The organism is Paraburkholderia madseniana (assembly GCF_009690905.1).
Taxonomy (GTDB): Bacteria; Pseudomonadota; Gammaproteobacteria; order Burkholderiales; family Burkholderiaceae; genus Paraburkholderia; species Paraburkholderia madseniana.
In genome coordinates this window covers 1-17,200 of the sequence record NZ_VOSW01000150.1, presented here as the reverse complement: position 1 = coordinate 17,200, position 17,200 = coordinate 1, and the positions used below count along the sequence as shown (strand labels likewise).

Annotated in this window: 19 protein-coding genes and 1 pseudogene; 13 read left to right on the top strand and 7 right to left on the bottom strand. The window is 60.7% G+C overall.

The genetic code is table 11. The annotated features are described in order from the left end of the window. Positions 1–217: 217 nt before the first annotated feature. The 3 genes from FSO04_RS41855 to FSO04_RS41845 form a co-directional block, all read right to left on the bottom strand. Positions 218–1,897, bottom strand: coding sequence for an ABC-F family ATP-binding cassette domain-containing protein (locus tag FSO04_RS41855; RefSeq protein ID WP_154567239.1), 1,680 nt, complete (start codon positions 1,895–1,897; stop codon positions 218–220). A 504-nt stretch (positions 1,898–2,401) separates the two neighbouring features. Next, positions 2,402–3,181 carry an SDR family oxidoreductase gene (locus FSO04_RS41850; RefSeq protein WP_154567238.1) on the bottom strand — a complete coding sequence of 260 codons (780 nt, stop codon included), beginning with the start codon at positions 3,179–3,181 and terminating at the stop codon, positions 2,402–2,404. Beyond that, complete coding sequence (locus tag FSO04_RS41845; RefSeq protein ID WP_154567237.1) at positions 3,181–3,507, bottom strand: nuclear transport factor 2 family protein; 327 nt, start codon at positions 3,505–3,507, stop codon at positions 3,181–3,183. The genes FSO04_RS41850 and FSO04_RS41845 overlap by 1 nt, the downstream gene beginning before the upstream one ends. 89 nt (positions 3,508–3,596) lie before the next feature. On the opposite strand from FSO04_RS41845, the gene FSO04_RS41840 reads away from it, so the two are divergent. From FSO04_RS41840 to FSO04_RS41820, 5 genes are all read left to right on the top strand, one after another. After that, complete coding sequence (locus FSO04_RS41840; protein ID WP_168436007.1) at positions 3,597–3,965, top strand: winged helix-turn-helix transcriptional regulator; 369 nt, start codon at positions 3,597–3,599, stop codon at positions 3,963–3,965. 129 nt (positions 3,966–4,094) lie between these two features. Then, complete coding sequence (locus tag FSO04_RS48425) at positions 4,095–4,712, top strand: response regulator (protein ID WP_154567236.1); 618 nt, start codon at positions 4,095–4,097, stop codon at positions 4,710–4,712. A 160-nt stretch (positions 4,713–4,872) separates the two neighbouring features. Then, entirely contained in the window at positions 4,873–5,910 is a 1,038-nt protein-coding gene (locus FSO04_RS41830; protein WP_154567235.1) for a zinc-dependent alcohol dehydrogenase family protein, read from the top strand. 59 nt (positions 5,911–5,969) lie between these two features. Beyond that, complete coding sequence (locus tag FSO04_RS41825) at positions 5,970–7,013, top strand: DnaJ C-terminal domain-containing protein (protein ID WP_154567234.1); 1,044 nt, start codon at positions 5,970–5,972, stop codon at positions 7,011–7,013. After that, on the top strand, positions 7,010–7,321 hold the full coding sequence (locus FSO04_RS41820) for a chaperone modulator CbpM (RefSeq protein WP_154567233.1): 312 nt from the start codon (positions 7,010–7,012) through the stop codon (positions 7,319–7,321). Before FSO04_RS41825 ends, FSO04_RS41820 begins: the two co-directional genes overlap by 4 nt. 15 nt (positions 7,322–7,336) lie before the next feature. On the opposite strand, the gene FSO04_RS41815 is transcribed toward FSO04_RS41820, so the two are convergent. From FSO04_RS41815 to FSO04_RS41805, 3 genes are all read right to left on the bottom strand, one after another. Next, positions 7,337–7,513, bottom strand: a complete 177-nt coding sequence (locus FSO04_RS41815) for a hypothetical protein (RefSeq protein ID WP_154567232.1) — start codon at positions 7,511–7,513, stop codon at positions 7,337–7,339. A 107-nt stretch (positions 7,514–7,620) separates the two neighbouring features. Continuing rightward, entirely contained in the window at positions 7,621–8,430 is an 810-nt protein-coding gene (locus tag FSO04_RS41810; protein ID WP_154567231.1) for a PRC-barrel domain-containing protein, read from the bottom strand. Between the two features lie 60 nt (positions 8,431–8,490). Next, complete coding sequence (locus FSO04_RS41805) at positions 8,491–9,081, bottom strand: BPSL1445 family SYLF domain-containing lipoprotein (RefSeq protein WP_154567230.1); 591 nt, start codon at positions 9,079–9,081, stop codon at positions 8,491–8,493. A 346-nt stretch (positions 9,082–9,427) separates the two neighbouring features. On the opposite strand from FSO04_RS41805, the gene FSO04_RS41800 reads away from it, so the two are divergent. The 3 genes from FSO04_RS41800 to FSO04_RS41790 all read left to right on the top strand — a co-directional run bounded on the left by FSO04_RS41800 (position 9,428) and on the right by FSO04_RS41790 (position 11,221). Next, positions 9,428–10,147, top strand: coding sequence for a Crp/Fnr family transcriptional regulator (locus tag FSO04_RS41800; protein WP_154567229.1), 720 nt, complete (start codon positions 9,428–9,430; stop codon positions 10,145–10,147). Positions 10,148–10,467: 320 nt separating this feature from the next. Further along, positions 10,468–10,623 carry a DUF3309 family protein gene (locus FSO04_RS41795; RefSeq protein ID WP_154567228.1) on the top strand — a complete coding sequence of 52 codons (156 nt, stop codon included), beginning with the start codon at positions 10,468–10,470 and terminating at the stop codon, positions 10,621–10,623. A 205-nt stretch (positions 10,624–10,828) separates the two neighbouring features. Beyond that, the gene (locus tag FSO04_RS41790; protein WP_154567227.1) at positions 10,829–11,221 is read left to right on the top strand and encodes a PRC-barrel domain-containing protein; all 393 of its coding nucleotides are present in this window, start codon (positions 10,829–10,831) and stop codon (positions 11,219–11,221) included. A gap of 204 nt (positions 11,222–11,425) precedes the next feature. Here the strand turns inward: FSO04_RS41790 and FSO04_RS48420 are convergent. Continuing rightward, positions 11,426–11,572, bottom strand: a pseudogene (locus tag FSO04_RS48420) (twin-arginine translocation pathway signal); the annotation flags it as partial. A 360-nt stretch (positions 11,573–11,932) separates the two neighbouring features. On the opposite strand from FSO04_RS48420, the gene FSO04_RS41785 reads away from it, so the two are divergent. The 5 genes from FSO04_RS41785 (at position 11,933) to FSO04_RS41765 (ending at position 16,963) form a co-directional block, all read left to right on the top strand. Beyond that, complete coding sequence (locus tag FSO04_RS41785) at positions 11,933–12,820, top strand: LysR substrate-binding domain-containing protein (RefSeq protein WP_154567226.1); 888 nt, start codon at positions 11,933–11,935, stop codon at positions 12,818–12,820. Positions 12,821–12,916: 96 nt separating this feature from the next. Then, positions 12,917–13,666 carry an SDR family NAD(P)-dependent oxidoreductase gene (locus tag FSO04_RS41780; protein WP_154567225.1) on the top strand — a complete coding sequence of 250 codons (750 nt, stop codon included), beginning with the start codon at positions 12,917–12,919 and terminating at the stop codon, positions 13,664–13,666. An 80-nt stretch (positions 13,667–13,746) separates the two neighbouring features. After that, a complete protein-coding gene (locus tag FSO04_RS41775; RefSeq protein WP_154567224.1) occupies positions 13,747–15,075 on the top strand; it encodes an MFS transporter in 1,329 nt (442 codons plus the stop codon). A gap of 44 nt (positions 15,076–15,119) precedes the next feature. After that, positions 15,120–15,962, top strand: a complete 843-nt coding sequence (locus tag FSO04_RS41770) for a transketolase (protein ID WP_028195183.1) — start codon at positions 15,120–15,122, stop codon at positions 15,960–15,962. Further along, positions 15,959–16,963: a transketolase family protein gene (locus tag FSO04_RS41765; protein WP_154567223.1), complete on the top strand. Its 1,005-nt coding sequence runs from the start codon at positions 15,959–15,961 to the stop codon at positions 16,961–16,963. Before FSO04_RS41770 ends, FSO04_RS41765 begins: the two co-directional genes overlap by 4 nt. The last annotated feature ends 237 nt before the right edge of the window (positions 16,964–17,200 follow it).

Below are 17,200 nucleotides of genomic sequence, written 5' to 3'. Positions count from 1 at the left end.
GGAGAAAGCTTTGTGTACGATTGTCACCTTGAACGAACCGCTTCATCTTGCTCATCCTCCGCTATCGGATGAACAATTCTAGCGTTTCAAAAAGGCGTTTTGACACACTCTGGGCCGGTTGCTGCCTGACCGCGATCGGCGGCACGCGACCCTAACCGGCCCTTCGACTCGATGCGAACGCTATGGCAGCTTCCAAACTGGAACTGCCAGGGGGTGTTCAGGCGACGACCTTCTGCTCTCCGGCAGCTTGCTCGCGCATGCGACGGGCTTCGTCGCGCAGGAACTGCTGGTAATCGTCCAGATCGCCGTCGAAGGGCTCGACGCCACCCTTGGTAACGAGCCAGAACTCGTCACATACCGCGCGCAGCAGCGACCGGTCGTGACTGACCAGCATCACTGTGCCTTCGAATTCGTTGAGTGCCATGCCTAGCGCTTCGCGTGTGGCCAGGTCGAGGTGGTTGGTAGGCTCGTCGAGCAGCAGCAGGTTGGGGCGTTGCCACACGATCATGCACAACACGAGCCGCGCCTTTTCGCCGCCGCTCATCGTGCCGACCGCCTGATGGACCATGTCACCACTGAAGTTGAAGGTGCCGAGGAAGGTACGAAGCGATTGTTCGGTGCCGCTCTGGCCGGGGGCACGCAGGTGCGCCGGCGTGTCCTTCGCAAGGCGGATCATGTGTTCTAGCGGTGTGTCGAGGGGACGCAGCACGTCGAGTTCCTGCTGTGCGAAGTAGCCGATGTTCAGGCCCTTGCCTTCGCTGATTTCGCCGGCAATCGGCGCCAGCTCGTGCGCCACCGTCTTCACCAGCGTCGACTTGCCCTGGCCGTTGGCACCGAGAATGCCGATGCGCTGCCCGGCCAGCACGGAGCGGTTGATGCCCCGCACGATGACCGTCGGCGGCGTGTCCGGCGCTGCGTCGGTCGGCGCGGGGTAGCCGAAGCTCGCGTCCAGCATTGACAATAGCGGGTTCGGGACGTTGAGCGGCTCCTTGAACTCGAAGGTGAACTCCGCGTCGGCAAGCACCGGTGCGATCTTCTCCATGCGTTCGAGCGCCTTGACCCGGCTCTGCGCCTGCTTCGCCTTCGAGGCCTTGGCCTTGAAACGGTCGATGAATTTCTGCAGGTGGGCGATCTTGTCCGCCTGCCTCGCCATCGCGGCCTGCTGCAACTGCAGTTGCTCGGCGCGCATCTCTTCGAACTTGCTGTAGTTGCCGCCATAACGCACCAGCTTGGCGTTGTCGACGTGCACGGTCACCTGCGTCACCGCGTCGAGGAATTCGCGGTCGTGGCTGATCACGACCATGGTTCCCTCGTAGCGCTTGAGCCACGCTTCCAGCCAGACCAGCGCGTCGAGGTCGAGGTGATTGGTCGGTTCGTCGAGCAGCAGCAAGTCGGACGGACACATGAGCGCTCGCGCCAGCTGCAGTCGCATGCGCCAGCCGCCGGAGAAGCTGTTGACCGGCTGGCCAAGCTGCGCAGCACTGAAGCCCAGGCCTTGGATCAGCGCCTGGGCGCGTGCGGGAGCATCGTGTGCACCGGCGTCGTGCAGGGCCATGTAGGCGTGCGCCATGCGCATGCCATCGTCGCTGGCCTCAGCGGCGGTTACTTCGGCCTGCGCTGCCAGCAGGATAGTGTCACCCTCGATGACGAAGTCGGTCGCACTCTGCTCGGTCTCCGGCATCTCCTGCGCGACCTGGCCCATCTTCCATGCAGCGGGAATCGAGAACTCGCCGCCGTCTTCGTGCAGGGTGCCGTTGAGAAGACCGAAGAAGGATGACTTGCCGGCGCCATTGCGGCCGACAAGGCCAATCTTTTCGCCGGGGGTGAAGGTGACGGACGCGCCGTCGAGTACGACATTGACGCCACGGCGCAGCGTGACATTACGGACGGAAATCATAAGGAGCTACTTCGGAGAGGACAGGCATGATAGCCCACCGGACGTACGGGGCCGTCTCTTTTCTGGCCGAACGAGTGAAGAACCGCTTGCGCTTTGCGGCGCCCACCCGCCACAAAGCGAGGCGGGCACTGGCGCACCGGGCGTTCCGGCTGCGGGGCGAATGCGTGCTCCCGGCCAGTTTGAGCCATTCAGAGGAAGCTTTCGCGGGTCCGCTCCCGGCTCGACATGAGACGGTCGCTGATCGCGCTCTGAGCTTGCCCGTCCGCCATTCCAGGGCATCGCGAATTGCGGACGAAGGGTGACCTGCTATGTGACCTGACGTCCAGGTGCGATGACGCCGCTGAATAATGCCCGGTCCACCACGGGTGGCCGTGCTGCAGAAAAGCAGAGGTTCATTGGGCGGGCACACCACGTGAAGGCCGGCGCCTGAACTGGAACCGCTGCCTGCGAAACGCGCTTCGCGTGCGCCGAAGCACGTCGACGTCCACCGACAAGCGGCTCAGATCACGCAGTCGGAACAGTTCCGCCGTCGATGACGTACTCAGTGCCGGTGATGGCGCTGGCCCGCGCGGAGACGAGGAAACCGATGAGTTCTGCCACCTCCCGGGGAGAGCATGGCCGGCCGAGAGGAATGCCTCCGAGCGAATCCATGATGATCTTGCGAGCGCCGTCCGTGTCGATGCCGTTCTGCCGGGCGATCTCAGCAACGAGACCCGCGGCGGCATCCGTTTCAACCCAGCCGGGGGAGACACGCACGACCCGAACGCCTTTCGGACTAACTTCCTTGGACAAGGCTTTGCTGTAGTTCGACAGGGCAGCCTTGGCGGCGGCATAGGCAATCGTGGCCTCCGGCAACGGTAACTGCCGCTGGATCGACGTGACGTGGATGATGACGCCTGAGCGCTGCTCGACCATCGAGGGCAACAGCGCGCGATCGATGCGTACTGCCGGGAACAGGTTCAGGCTCAATGCCTTGTTCCATTCGTCGTCGTCGAGCACACTGAAGCCACCCGCTGGCGCAGATGAGCCACCCGCCACATGCACGACTATATCGACGCCGCCGAGCCGCTCGAGCACGGCGTCGACAATGGTTTTACAACCCTCGGCCGTCGTGATATCCGCACCGATGAACCTTTCTTCGGCAAGGTCATCGGAACGCGAACGTGCGGTCGCGAGGACGTTCGCTCCCGCCTCGCAAAGCTGTGCGACAACGGATTTACCGATGCCTTTGGTCCCGCCTGTAACAAGCGCCCGAAGGCCCCGAAGTTCAAGTGCCGCGCTCATCAGTGAATCTCCAGGGACACGATCTTGCCGTCGGCCAGGACAAACGTGTAGGTCAGCTCGACCGGGCTGCCGGGGAAGGCGCCCGTGAGCCTGGCGCGCATCGTCACGGCGGCGCCATCCTGGGACAAGTCCAGCGGCTCGATGGCGTACTGGTACCTGGCTTTGGTGTCTTTCTTCCAGGCCTGGATGGCTTCGAGCCCCTCGATAGTGCGACCCTCGTCGCGCACGACGGCATCGGCAGCGAAGCAGTTCGCCAGAGGAGCGGTGTCGCTGGTGGTTTCCGCGTTCAGATAGGCATCCAGTGGCGGGGGCAGGGTCATGTTCATCGGACTTTTCCTGAACGTCACGTTTGCATGTCCCAATGATGGCGCTATAGTTACCACATCGCAAGAACGCACTAAAAAGTAAGTAAGCCGTGCCCAACCGAAAAGCCTACACTCCCACGACTGCCGCGATCGACGTCGAAGCCGCATTCAAGCTGCTGGAAGGACGTTGGAAGCTGGTGATCCTGTTTCACCTTTTCGGTGGTCAGGTGCAACGTTTTTCGGACCTCGAGAGGCTAATCCCCAGCATCACGCAAAAGATGCTTGCCCAGCAGCTGCGCCGCCTCGAAGAGGACGGCATTGTGACGCGCACGGTCTATCACCAGGTGCCGCCGAAGGTGGACTACCGCCTAACCGATTGGGGTCAGGCGCTCTGCCCGGCACTGGATGCGATCCTGAAATGGGCGGAGCGCCGTGAAGACTTTCCATCGGCTGCATCGAGTGTGCGTGCCGAAGACTGACAGACCTGTTTTCCTGAATTCGAATTCTGTGGGTCGTCGACGAGGTGTCTGCTGCAAGTCAACGGATACGTCTGCATCGGTTTGGGGTGCTCTCCCAACGTTTTCGGAGTCACACCGTCGGGGCGCGGTATGGTCGGACCGCGTCAGCGATCCGCCACTTTCCGTGATGGCCGACGAGATAAAGGCCGACGCGTTATCCGCGGTCGTCTCATGTCGCTCCCGGATCGGACGGTGGTAAAGCTTGTCCGCGCGGCTCCATCGGGTCGAGCTGAGCCACTACTCATAAGGCAGAGTTCGGCCAAAAATGGTCCTTCGCACTCTGGGCCCGGAGATGGGATCAGTTCGCAGCCGGCACCGGTCACCGCACGCCCGCAGCGGATTCTGATTATTGATGACAACGCCGATGCGAGTGAGGCGTTGGGCATGCTTCTCGCAAATGAGGGTCATCAGGTCGAGACGCGCATAGATGGTGTTTCGGGACTCAGCGCTGCGGCGACCTTCACCCCTGACTTCGTACTTCTCGACATCGGACTCCCAGGCATGGACGGATACGAAGTAGCGAGAAGGCTACGCGAATCCGGGGCAAATCGAAATGTGATCCTGGTGGCCGTCACCGGATACGGACTGCCGGCGGATCGCCTCAAATCAGCCGAGGCTGGGTTCGACCATCATCTGACCAAGCCGGTCGACTATGAAGCCTTGATCCGGTTATTTGGCGCAGGGACGCAGGGGACGCCACGCACGTAGGGGTTCCCTCAGCCGCCATGCGGTCTGCCACCGTACCGACTTTTTCCTGGTGACACGGCAGAGTGGGTTCAAGCGACGACAGCCGCGCGTCAGTTCAATCGCCCGAACAGACATGAATCACTGCGTACGGGCCGATCCAATGCAACCGGAGTTACCGACAATGAAAGCACTCGTTTATCTTGGCCCTGGCAAGAAGGCAGTTGAAGAACGGCCCAAACCCGAGATCGAGGCGTCCACCGACGCCATCGTCAAGATCAGCAAGACGACAATTTGCGGCACGGACCTGCACATTCTCAAGGGCGACGTCGCGACCTGTCAGCCCGGCCGCGTGCTCGGCCATGAAGGTACCGGCGTAATCGAGCAGGTCGGAGCAGGCGTCACGGCGTTCAAGCCAGGCGAACGTGTCCTGATTTCTTGCATCAGCGCATGCGGTAAGTGCATGTACTGCCGCAAACTCATGTATTCCCATTGTGTCAGCGGCGGCTGGATTCTTGGCAACAGGATCGATGGCACGCAGGCCGAGTTCGTGCGGATTCCGCACGCGGATACCAGTCTTTACCGGATTCCCGACGGCGCCGACGAAGAAGCGCTGGTGATGCTGAGCGATATTCTGCCGACGGGCTTCGAGTGCGGTGTGCTCAATGGGAGGGTGCAGCCCGGTAGCATCGTGGCTATTGTCGGCAGCGGGCCGATCGGGCTTGCGGCATTGCTCACAGCCCGGTTCTATTCTCCCGCCGAAATCATCATGGTCGATCTGGACGATAACCGGCTAGAGACCGCAAAGCGTTTCGGTGCGACCGCGGTGATCAACAACGCGGATGGCAATGCGGTGAAGGCGATCATGAAACTCACGGCCGACCGTGGCGTCGATACCGCAATAGAGGCGGTCGGCATTCCGGCTACCTTTGAATTGTGCGAGGCTATCATCGCGCCGGGCGGGACGATTGCGAACGTCGGAGTACATGGCGTCAAGGTGGATCTTCATCTGGAGCATCTGTGGGACCGAAACATCACCATCACCACGCGGCTGGTCGATACCGTGAGTACACCGATGCTGATGGATACGTTGCGCGCCCGCAAGCTCGATGCCAGACTTCTGATTACACACCGCTTCAGGCTCGATCAGATTCTCGACGCCTACGGGACCTTCGAGCGTGCTGCGGACACGCGCGCGCTGAAGGTGATCATCTCGGCATAGCCGCTCGCCGCGACGATAGTGTTACCGCTCTAGCGCGGCCTCTCTCATAGGCCTTCGATATGAAATACAAAGACTATTACGAAGTGCTGGGATTGCCGCGCAGCGCGACACAGGACGATATCAAGCGTACGTATCGCAAGCTCGCTCGCAAATATCACCCGGACCTGAGCAAACTCGACGACGCGGAGCCACGCTTCAAGGAGGTCGGCGAGGCGTACAGCGTGCTCAAAGACACGGAAAAGCGCGCAGCCTACGACCGGATGGGCGACCAGTGGCGCAATGGTCAGGACTTCGAGCCGCCGCCGCAGTGGGACGAGGGCTTCGAATTCAGCGGCGGGGAAGACCGCGGAGCCGAGGATGCACGCTTCAGCGAATTCTTTGAGGCACTGTTTCGCGGTGAACATGCCGGTGGTGGTCGCGCCTCGACAAGACGCGGGCGGCACGCTGCCGGCGGCAGACATGATCGCGCAACCGCCCAAGATATGGAGGACGCCTATGGCGGTGTGCCGCACTCGGCTTCGGGCCAGGACCACCATGCCAAAGTGGTGATCGATCTGGAAGATACCTATCGTGGTGCGCAGCGCACGATTTCGCTGGAGATGCCAGTACTCGACGCGAGCGGCCGTGCCGTGCTGAAGTCGCGGACGCTTGACGTCTCCATTCCGAAGGGCGTGCACAGTGGGCAGCATTTGCGACTCGCCGGCCAAGGGGGGACGGGTTTCGGCGAGGGGCGCGCTGGAGACCTGTACCTGGAAATCGCGTTGCGCCAGCATGGACTTTTTCGCGTCGACGGCCGCGATGTGACGATCACCGTGCCGGTCGCCCCTTGGGAAGCGGCACTTGGCGCGCACATTACCGTGCCGACGCCCGACGGCGCCGTCGAAATAGCCATACCCAAAGATTCCAGCGGAGGCCGACGCTTACGCTTGAAAGGCAAGGGAATCCCCGCGAGCGGTCCGACCGGTACATCGGGCGATCTCTATGCGCAATTGAACATCGTTCTGCCGCTGGCTGACAGCGAGCAGGCACGCGCGGCTTACGAGACACTGCGGCAGGCATGCGGCTTCAATCCGCGCGCGCACTTTTCAGGTGATGCATCATGAACGAATCGCGCACTGGCTGGCTCGAATGCCTGATCGTCGAGGAGCAGGTGGAGTTTACGCTACTCGAATTGTGCCGGGTGTCCGGCGCTTCTGAAGTCCAGCTCGTTGAATGGATCGAGCAAGGCGCAATTGAGCCGAAATACGTCAGCGAGGACGATGGCCCGCACTTCGACGGCGTCTCATTGCGCCGCGCCCGCAAGGCTCGCCATCTCGCGCAGGATCTCGAGATCAACGCTGCTGGCATCGCGCTCGCACTTGATCTGCTTGATGAAATCGAAACCTTGCGAGCGCAGTATCTGAGGCGATAGGGCAGCTCCTTCACGCTATTTCAGGTTGTTGAGCTCGGCACGTGCAAGCGTCTCGGCCGATTCCCATGCGACATCTTCACGTTCGAAGAAAGTGTCGAGTTTGATGACGAGTTCGTTGCTCTTCGCTGCGCCCTTCGGAACGACACACACGCTCGCCACCCAGCCATCGGCAATATGGTCTCTGACTGTCATGTAAGCGTCATGTGTTGTGCTTGAGATGATTCTGTCCGCCATGGTTTCGCCCGTCTGAGTAAACGACAGCCACATTGGCCGTCGTCGCTGCTGGTAAATCTCGCGGTTCATTCCGATGCGACTGGCTCGTCGGCGCCTGCGTCCGACCAATATCCATGCTTGTCGTAAAACTGGTGCAGCACGACCTCGTAACGCCGGTCGATCGGCATCGAGTCGTCATAAGCTGGGCTATTCTTGATGACGTCACGCGTCAATGTCGTCGATACGGTTGAATCGAACCAGTCGACTTCGTCTATCCAGTGAATCGCGATGAGCACGGCCTTGCCACCGGGCCACCAGTTGTGCGTCTCTACGACCAGGTAACGAATCGCCCAGTCGGTGTCGTCGTAAATGAAGTCCGATACGTGACCGATGCTGCCGTCGGCCGTCTTGAGGTGGTAGCCCTTGACCTCGTCGGTGCTACGCAGATGGACGTCGGGTTGCGGTTTGTTCGTATCCAGGGTTGGCCCTGGTGGCTCATCGGGCAGGGCGTCAGGCGCTACACCTGTTGGGTCATAGGCCGGGTAGGCGCCCATCCCCCATAGGTTTGGGCCGCCCCAATAGGTCGGATAGCTGTAGTAGCGCAGATACTCGATCTCGTGCTGCCGCGATACCGGCTTGTGGGCGTCCAGCATTGGGCTGTCCCTCACTTGCTGCCGGGAGAGGCCGACATGCACGACACTCGATCCGGGATCGGTGTGTTTCACCGAATACGGCGAAACCAGCACTTGCCGGTCATTGAGCCAATTGCCTGTTTCGACCACCAGGTAGCGCACACCCCATGACTCGTCGTCGAAATAGGCCTGGCTAACTGAGCCGATGTCGCCGTCCACTGCGCTAACGGTGCTTCCGTGCAAGTCTCGCATGCTTCGTAACATGGTTTCTCTACCCTGTGTTTCGACGAGGGCGCGCATCACGCGCGTCCCTCGGCCTCAATTTCAAAGCGACGTGAGCCGCGTGACTTTTGTGCCTTCCAGCGACGCGCCCGCCATGAGGCCACTGTTGGTCAACACGAAAGCGTCGACCTGTCCGGTCGCGGTGCTAGTGTCGAGATTGCCGTTTGCACCGACTTTCAGCACGGCCACGGAGGCGTCGCCGCCAGCCGACCATCCGTCCCTGCTACGGAAGCGGTTGAGCGACTCGTCGGTCATGAACAGGAAGACGATTGCGCGCGATTGCGCGCCGATCTGCCAGCCGATCGAACCGGTCGCCGTGCTGTAGTAGCCGACCGTGTGTCCGCCGACGCGCAAGGAGCCTTCGCCATACTGACCGCCGACCACGAAGCCGGCATCGATCACCGACGGGAACGTCAGTATCCCGTGCGCCTTGCCGACCAGTTCGCGTGATCCGCTTGCCATACCGTACAGGCGAGTCAGAGTCGAGTCGACGCCTGCATCGATGGAGCGGCGCTTGTCCATCTGCTGACTGCGGCTCGCATCGGAAGAAGAGGTGGTAGTGCAACCTGAGAGCGCTGCGCCGAGCACCAGAAGCGATCCGGATGTGCTCCGGATGAAGGTTCGTCTAAGCATGATTTTCTCCGCGCTGGTCAACGATAGAAGACACGCTACGCGCACGCGCGGCAGAAAGCGGTACGACAACGTACAGAGATCTGTCTATGTTCAAACGCACAATCGACGACGCATTTCTCGCAGTTGACAGACTTGTCCGCGCAGACCCGTTAGGGCGTGGCCGGTGGCGCGTCGCGACGGACCACCAGGCGCACGCGAACTATAATTTAAACAGGGTTTAGTCTGGTTCGACGTCCTCGCCCCATTCGTCTGGCGCATTCATGCAACTACTGCTGATGCCTGATACTGTTAAGAACAATTCTGCGAAAACGCTGCAGTTTCTGGACGGGATGTCGGGGAGCGATAAATGGAAAACGAGCAACATTCCAAAGAGAACCACCTGCTTTCGGTTCTGCCGGAAGCAGAGCGGGCGCGCGTGGCGCCGCATCTCGTACCGGTCGAAATGCCCCTGGGGCAGGTCGTGTACGAGTCTGGCGATCGCCTTGATCATGTCTATTTTCCGACAACGTCCATCGTATCGCTGCTCTATGTGATGGAGGACGGCGCGTCCGCCGAGATCGCAATCGTGGGCAACGAAGGGATCATCGGTATTGCGCTCTTCATGGGCGGTGAAACAACGCCAAACCGGGCAGTCGTGCAAAGCGCAGGACGGGCGTATCGACTGGATGCGCGCATCCTGAAAGAGGAATTCCATCGCGCTGGCCCGGTGCAGCGGTTATTGCTGCGCTATACCCAGGCATTGATTACACAGATGGCCCAGACCGCCGTCTGCAACCGGCATCATTCGATCGACCAGCAATTGTGCCGCTGGCTGCTGCTCAGCATGGACCGCCTGCCGTCAAACGAACTGAAGATGACACAGGAACTGATCGCCAACATGCTTGGCGTGCGCAGATCCGGCGTGACGGAAGCGGCGCTGAAACTCCAGGACGCGGGGCTGATCCGCTACGGTCATGGCCACATCGAGGTCCTGGATCGACCGGGACTCGAAAAGCGTGTGTGCGAGTGCTATGGCGTGGTGAAACGGGAGTTCGACCGGTTGTTGCCCGATCTGAAGGCGATATAAAACGCGCATTATTCCTGGCCGGCCAGGGTGCACTCGGACTGACAGTCCGGCAATGCCCCCAGACGGCCGAGCCCCGGCACACGGCAGTCGCGAACGCCGGGCGGAAAAAAGAAATCCCGATGTCCACCACCGTACCGACTGCGCGGCAAATCAATGCCAGCCTCAGGCTACAGGACGGCCCTTTTCCGGGTTGTGCGGATGCCGGTCAGCATCACATTCAATTTGCGAAGATAACTCGCGACAGGCCAGAAGATTCCGGGCACGTGGCGAGAGAGCGGCGATGGGCTCGTCGTAATACGGAGTCGGAAAGGAGTCGTCTCATGTTGAGCATACTATTGATAGTTGTACTGGCGTTCCTGTTGATGGGCGCGATGCCGACCTGGCCGCACAGTCGTTCGTGGGGCTATATGCCAAGCGGGGCGCTGGGTGTGCTGCTGGTCGTCGTTCTCATCTTGCTGCTTCTGGGCAGAATATAAGAACGCGAATTCCTGTCTGGATGATCCGCTCACGGCGTGTCGCTGTCTTAGTGTGCCATCAGAAACCGTACGGCGATGCAAAGGAGCAACTGAAGAAGCAGCCGTAGTCTGTTTGCACAGACAGGTCTTGAGGCGTCACCTAGTGGGTCAAGTTGCTCGCGTGACGCCTTTACCAACGAATGCTTTCGAACCGCGGGGGTGCACGATGAAACAGGTTATTACGCTGATATCGGTGGCTGTGCTCGGAACGGCCCTGACCACGGGAACACTGCGGGCTCAGGGAACGCAACAATCCATCACGGCGAAACGCGTTGATGTCGTCCAGCTGGCGACGGGATATCGGGCCTCCAGGATCAACGGATCGCCCGTCTATAACCGCAACAAGGACAATATCGGAACAATAGACGATCTGATCGTCAGCCCAACCGATCGGGTTCCCTACGTCATCCTCTCGGTAGGCGGGTTTCTCGGGATGGGAACCCATCTCGTCGCAGTACCGTTTGGCAGCCTTCAGGTCATCGACAAGCAGATGCGGCTACAGGATGCGACTAGGGAGTCCCTCAAAGGATTGCCGGAGTTCAGGTACGCGCCTGAGTAACGGCTGCCGCCGGTTTGGATGCGACTACGCGGGCAGGCGACGATCGTCGCGCGAGGCTTGCGCCAGTGCTCCAGACCGCCAGACGTATTGACACGCGAAAACCGCGAAAGAAGAGGGCGATGTCGTGGGAATGTGCATGGCGTTCCGGCAGGATCGAAAAACGCCAGGCCGGCACGCGGGCACCGCCCCGCCTGTTTTGGGGCACTACAGTGACTTCAGCCTGGTGACCTTCGTATCTTCGAGCGCCACGCCGACCATCAACCCACTGTTCGTGAGCACGAACGCTTCGACCGGCGCTGTCGCGGTGGTGGTATCAATGTTCCCGTTCGCACCGACTTTCAGGAGTTGGACCTGCTGAGATATGGCGTCACAAAGCTGCCGCTAGCGCAGGCCGAATGTTTTCGACCGGCGGTTTACGGCGAAGGGAGTGAACGCGTACGGTCGGCCACAAGCCGGCAGACGGTCAGAAAATCTGAACGTCGGCAATCGGCCCGAGATCTGCCACTTCCCGACTACCGGATGCTTTCGGTCGCCGGGCTCGCCCTCGTATTCGCACAACGTCTCGTCCCCCTGTGAACCGATTGCCTATCGGCCAAACCCCGGCTTGCCTTTACCTCCTGGATACGCGACATTTCTGGAACCACCTCGCTGACAGTAGCGAAGCAGAACACCCTGATCCAGGACGGTTCGTCACTTCTGCCCCCAGGAACAATGCGCATCCCTCCACTAAAATCCATCGTCGCGTTTGAAAGTGTCGCCCGGACAAAGAGCGTCAATCGGGCGGCTGATGAATTGGGGTTAACACCATCGGCAGTCAGCCATCAAATTGCCAACCTCGAATCCATGGTGGGAAGGCCCTTGTTCACAAGAGTGGGACGGGGACTCGTGTTGACGCCAACGGGGCAGCAATATCTGGCGGATGTCACCGGATCACTCGCCGACCTGAGCCGGGCGACGGAACGCGCATCGAGCCAGTCGGGTGTAGAGATTCTTCGCATTCACTCGAGTCCCAGCTTTGGGCTGATGTGGCTGCTGCCGCGGCTGGCTTTGTTCCAGGAAGCGAACGGCGACATTCAGCTGAATCTCGCGTGCTCGTATGAGGATGTGTCGTTCACCTCCGGCTTCTATGACGTCGACGTACGGCATGGCTACGCTCATTGGACCGATGGCGAGATCAAAACGCTACGCAACGAGTTCATCGCGCCTCTTGCTTCGGAGGAATACCTGCGAAGACACCCGGTGCGTACTCCCGAGGATCTGCTCGAGCGGCGCCTGATCTTCTCGGAGACTCCTCTTGTGCAGTGGAAGCAATGGTTCGGCAAGTTCGGCGTCGCGGTGTCGCGCAAGGCGTACGATTTCGCGTTCGACCGCTCGTACATGTCGCTCGAGGCCGCGGCATTGGGACACGGCATCGCGCTCGAAAGCACGATGCTCGCATCGGTCCATCTGAAACGAGGTTCGCTCGTACCGGTCTTCGATCGCGCGTATGCGGTCGAGGTCGGCGCCCATCACCTCGTTTACCCTTCCCAGAACGCGGACTTGCCGCGCGTGGCCAAATTTTTGGCCTGGGTCGAGCAAGAGATCAGCCGCGACACCTGAAAATTCTTCAGCAATAGTTGAGCCGAACTGCATTGATCGAGATGGTTGAAGCGCTGAAACTGCGTCTACCAACTAACGTGATCGATGGAGACAAATATGTTGCTCGACAGCAAAGTGGTAATCGTAACCGGCGCAGCCTCGCCGCGTGGCATCGGCCGTGCGACCGCAAAAGCGCTTGCCGCCCAAGGCGCGCGAGTGGTGATTCTGGACCTTCGCAAGGAAGACGCAGAGAGTGCCGCGCGTGAGCTCGGCGAAGAACATCTCGGCCTCGCCTGCGATGTGACCGACAAGGCCGCATGCATAGCTGCCGCCAGGGCGGTCATCGAGAAGTACGGTCGTGTCGACGGATTGATCAACAACGCGGGTATCACCCAGCCGTTGAAGACGATGGACATCGGAGCCGACAACTTCGATGCGGTCATCGACGTGAACCTGCGCGGTACCCTCTACATGTCGCAAGCGGTCATTCCGCAAATGAGAGCGCAAAAGAGCGGCAGCATCGTCTGCATGTCATCCGTTTCCGCGCAACGCGGCGGCGGCATCTTCGGCGGTCCTCACTACAGCGCTGCAAAAGCGGGCGTACTCGGTCTCGCTCGTGCCATGGCGCGTGAACTCGGGGCGGACAACATCCGCGTCAACTCGATCACACCGGGCCTGATCCAGACCGATATCACCGGTGACAAGCTCACCCCCGAGATGCGCGCCGACATCATCAAGGGCATTCCACTCGGCCGACTCGGCGATGCGGCCGACGTCGCGAACGCCTGCCTGTTCCTCTCGAGCGACCTGTCGGCCTATCTCACGGGTATCACGCTTGACGTCAACGGCGGCATGTTGATCCACTAAGTACGACATCCGTCGCGACTGCGGCGGATGAGTCAATGCACCCGGCGGTAAAACCCGGGGCGATATGGCAGGAGACAACCATGAAAACGAAGGCCACTGCGCCGTCAATGACGGGCGATGTCACATCGCTCGCCGATCCAGCGAGTTTCGAATCAAAAACGTATGCGAAGGTGGGACGGCGCTTGATACCGTTCCTGATGCTGTGCTATCTGGGCGCTTATCTCGATCGGGTCAACGTGGGCTTCGCAAAACTGCAGATGCTCAACGACCTGCGATTCAGCGAAACCGTGTATGGTTTCGGCGCTGGCATTTTCTTCCTCGGTTATTTTCTCTTCGAGGTACCGAGTAATCTCATGTTGCATAAAGTGGGCGCACGAAACTGGCTCGCTCGCATCATGCTGACGTGGGCGGTGATCTCGGCCTGCTTCGTCTTCGTCAAGTCGCCCACCACCTTCTATGTTCTCCGCTTTCTATTGGGCGTGGCCGAGGCAGGGTTCGCGCCAGGCGTCATCCTGTATCTGACTTACTGGTTTCCTTCTGCGCGGCGCGCCAAGGCGCTCTCCCTCTTCTTCATGGCGATTCCACTTGCCGGCATTGTCGGTGGGCCGCTGTCCGGTTACATCCTGCATGCGTTCCAGGGCGTACACGGTCTCGCCGGCTGGAAGTGGCTGTTCATCCTCGAAGCGCTGCCGTCGTTGCTCCTTGGCGTCGCCATCCTGCTCTACCTCGACAACGGTATCGCTGCCGCCAAATGGCTCACTGATCCGGAGAAGGCGCTCCTCGCACGCAACGTGGCGAACGACAACGCCCACAAGATCGCCCATGTGTCGATCAGGTCTTTCATCGGCGATCGTCGTCTGTGGTTGATGGCTGCCATCTACTTCTGCGTCGTGCTCGGTCAGTATGGGCTGACGTTCTGGCTGCCGACGATCATCCGCAAGTCCGGCGTGGCCGACCCGCTATGGGTGGGCGTCTTTACTGCCGTCCCGTACCTGTGCGCCATCATTGCGCTGCCGCTGGTGGGTGCAAGCGCTGACCGCCACCGCGAGCGTCGTCTGCATCTTGCGATCCCGATGCTCGTATCGGCGGCAGGCTTCGCAACGCTTCCGATGCTGGGCGGAGTCGGCGCGTCGCTGGTGTGTGTCAGCGTGGCCGCCGCCGGCATCCTTGCTTCATCGTCGCAGTTCTGGTCACTGCCGACCGTGCTCCTCGGCGGCATGTCCGCCGCAGCGGGTATCGCCGCGGTGAACTGTTTCGCCAATCTTGCAGGGTTCTTCTCGCCGGCCATCGTGGGCTGGTTAAACGACCTGACCGGTAAGTCGACGGCTGGGCTCATCTTTATCTCTGTCGCGATCGTCATCGGTGCCGCGCTTGTTTTCCTCGTGCCCGCCAAATCCGTCAATCGCTGACACCGTTTGCTGCAAAGACTCACTTTTTAAATCAAGGAGACATCATGAACAGTCCGTCATCAGATGCGGTGACGCTCGCCGAGCGCGCCTACCGGATTCGCAGAAACGCCTTGCTGATGGGCGAAGTGCAGGGCCAGGGCTATATCGGCCAGGCACTCGATATCGCCGATGTACTCGCAGTTGCCTACTTCGGCGCGATGCGCTACCAGCCCGACAACCCCGACTGGGAAGGCCGCGACCGCTTCCTGCTGTCCAACGGCCACTATGCGATCGCGCTTTACGCCGCGCTGTTCGAAGCCGGCTTCCTGCCACCGGAAGAACTCGAAACCTACGGCAGCGACGACAGCCGGTTGCCGATGTCCGGAATGGCGAGCTACACGCCCGGCATGGAGATGTCCGGCGGCTCGCTCGGCCACGGTCTCACGATCGCGGTGGGTCGCTGCCTGGGACTGAAGCGTAAGGGCTCAAACGCCTTCGTCTACACGCTCTTCTCCGACGGCGAACTCGATGAAGGCGCGATCTGGGAGGGCCTTATGTCGGCCGCTCACTGGAAGCTGGACAACCTGATTGCCATGGTCGACGTCAACAACCAGCAAGCCGACGGTCCCTCCTCGAAGATCATGGCGTTCGAGCCGCTCGTCGAGAAGCTCGAAGCATTTGGCTGGTTCACGCAGCGCGTGGACGGCAACGATATTGACGCAGTGAAGGCGGCCTTCGATGCTGCACGCAATCATCCGAAAGAGCAGCCCCGGATTATCGTTTGCGATACCCGCATGGGCTGCGGCGTGCCGTTCCTCGAAGAACGGGAAAAGAACCATTTCATCCGCGTCGATGCCCATGAGTGGCAACTGGCGCTCGCAGCACTCGAAGCAGGGAGACAAGCATGAGCGACACCACTCTCACCAGGAAGCCCCGCCTGAAGACCTCGGCGATGATCGCTTCTATTGCCGGCGAAGGACAAGTCACGCGTTCCGCACCGTTCGGCCATGCATTGGCCCAATTGGCCCGGGAGAAGAAGAACGTGATCGGCATGACGGCCGACCTCGGCAAGTACACTGACCTGCATATCTTCGGAAAGGAGTTTCCAGACCGCTACTATCAGATGGGCATGGCCGAGCAGTTGCTGATGGGCGCCGCCGCCGGTATGGCGCATGAAGGCGCCCAGCCGTTCGTGACGACCTACGCCGTATTCGCAACCCGTCGCGCGTATGACTTCATGCACCAGGCCATCGCCGAGGACAACCTCGACGTGAAGATCATCTGCGCGCTGCCGGGCCTCACGACCGGCTACGGACCGAGCCATCAGGCGGCCGAGGATCTTGCACTCATGCGCGCGATGCCGAACATGACAGTCATCGATCCGTGCGACGCGCTCGATACCGAGCAGATGGTGCCCGCGATCGCAGCGCATAACGGCCCGGTCTATGCGCGCCTGCTGCGTGGCAACGTTCCGGCCGTGCTCGATGAATACGACTATCAGTTCGAACTGGGCAAGGCGAAGCTGCTTCGCGACGGTGCCGAGGTGCTGATCATCTCGTCGGGCATCATGACCATGCGTTCGCTGGAGGTGGCGAAGTTGCTGGAAGCGGACAATGTGGGAGTTGGCGTGTTGCACGTGCCGACCATCAAGCCGCTCGACACTGAGACGATCTTGCGAGAGGCCCGGCGCACGGGTCGCCTGGTGGTGGTCGCCGAGAATCACTCGGTGATCGGTGGGCTTGGCGAAGCGGTCGCGACCACGCTGCTCACGGCGGGCGTCACGCCGATGTACCGCCAAATCGCACTGCCCGATGAGTTTCTCGGTGCGGGCGCGCTGCCGACCTTGCACGATCGCTATGGCATCTCGACCAACGTCATGGCCGATACCATCAAGGGCTGGCTTGGATGAGCCAACGGTGTCGTCCAGACGCAGCGGCACGGCGGACATTGCTCCGCCTGCGAGTGAAACGAGCCGTCTGCTAGCTTGAGAGGGGGACGGTGCGTCAGTTCCGTCGACGCACCGCTACCCATGTGCGTGAATGCATGTAAAGCGGCGGTACGTCGGGATCCTGGAGAGGGTCTTCCGTTAGGTGATTGATACTGGAGCAGCCAATGAACGCAATCAGAACACTCAAGCTCGCTGGTG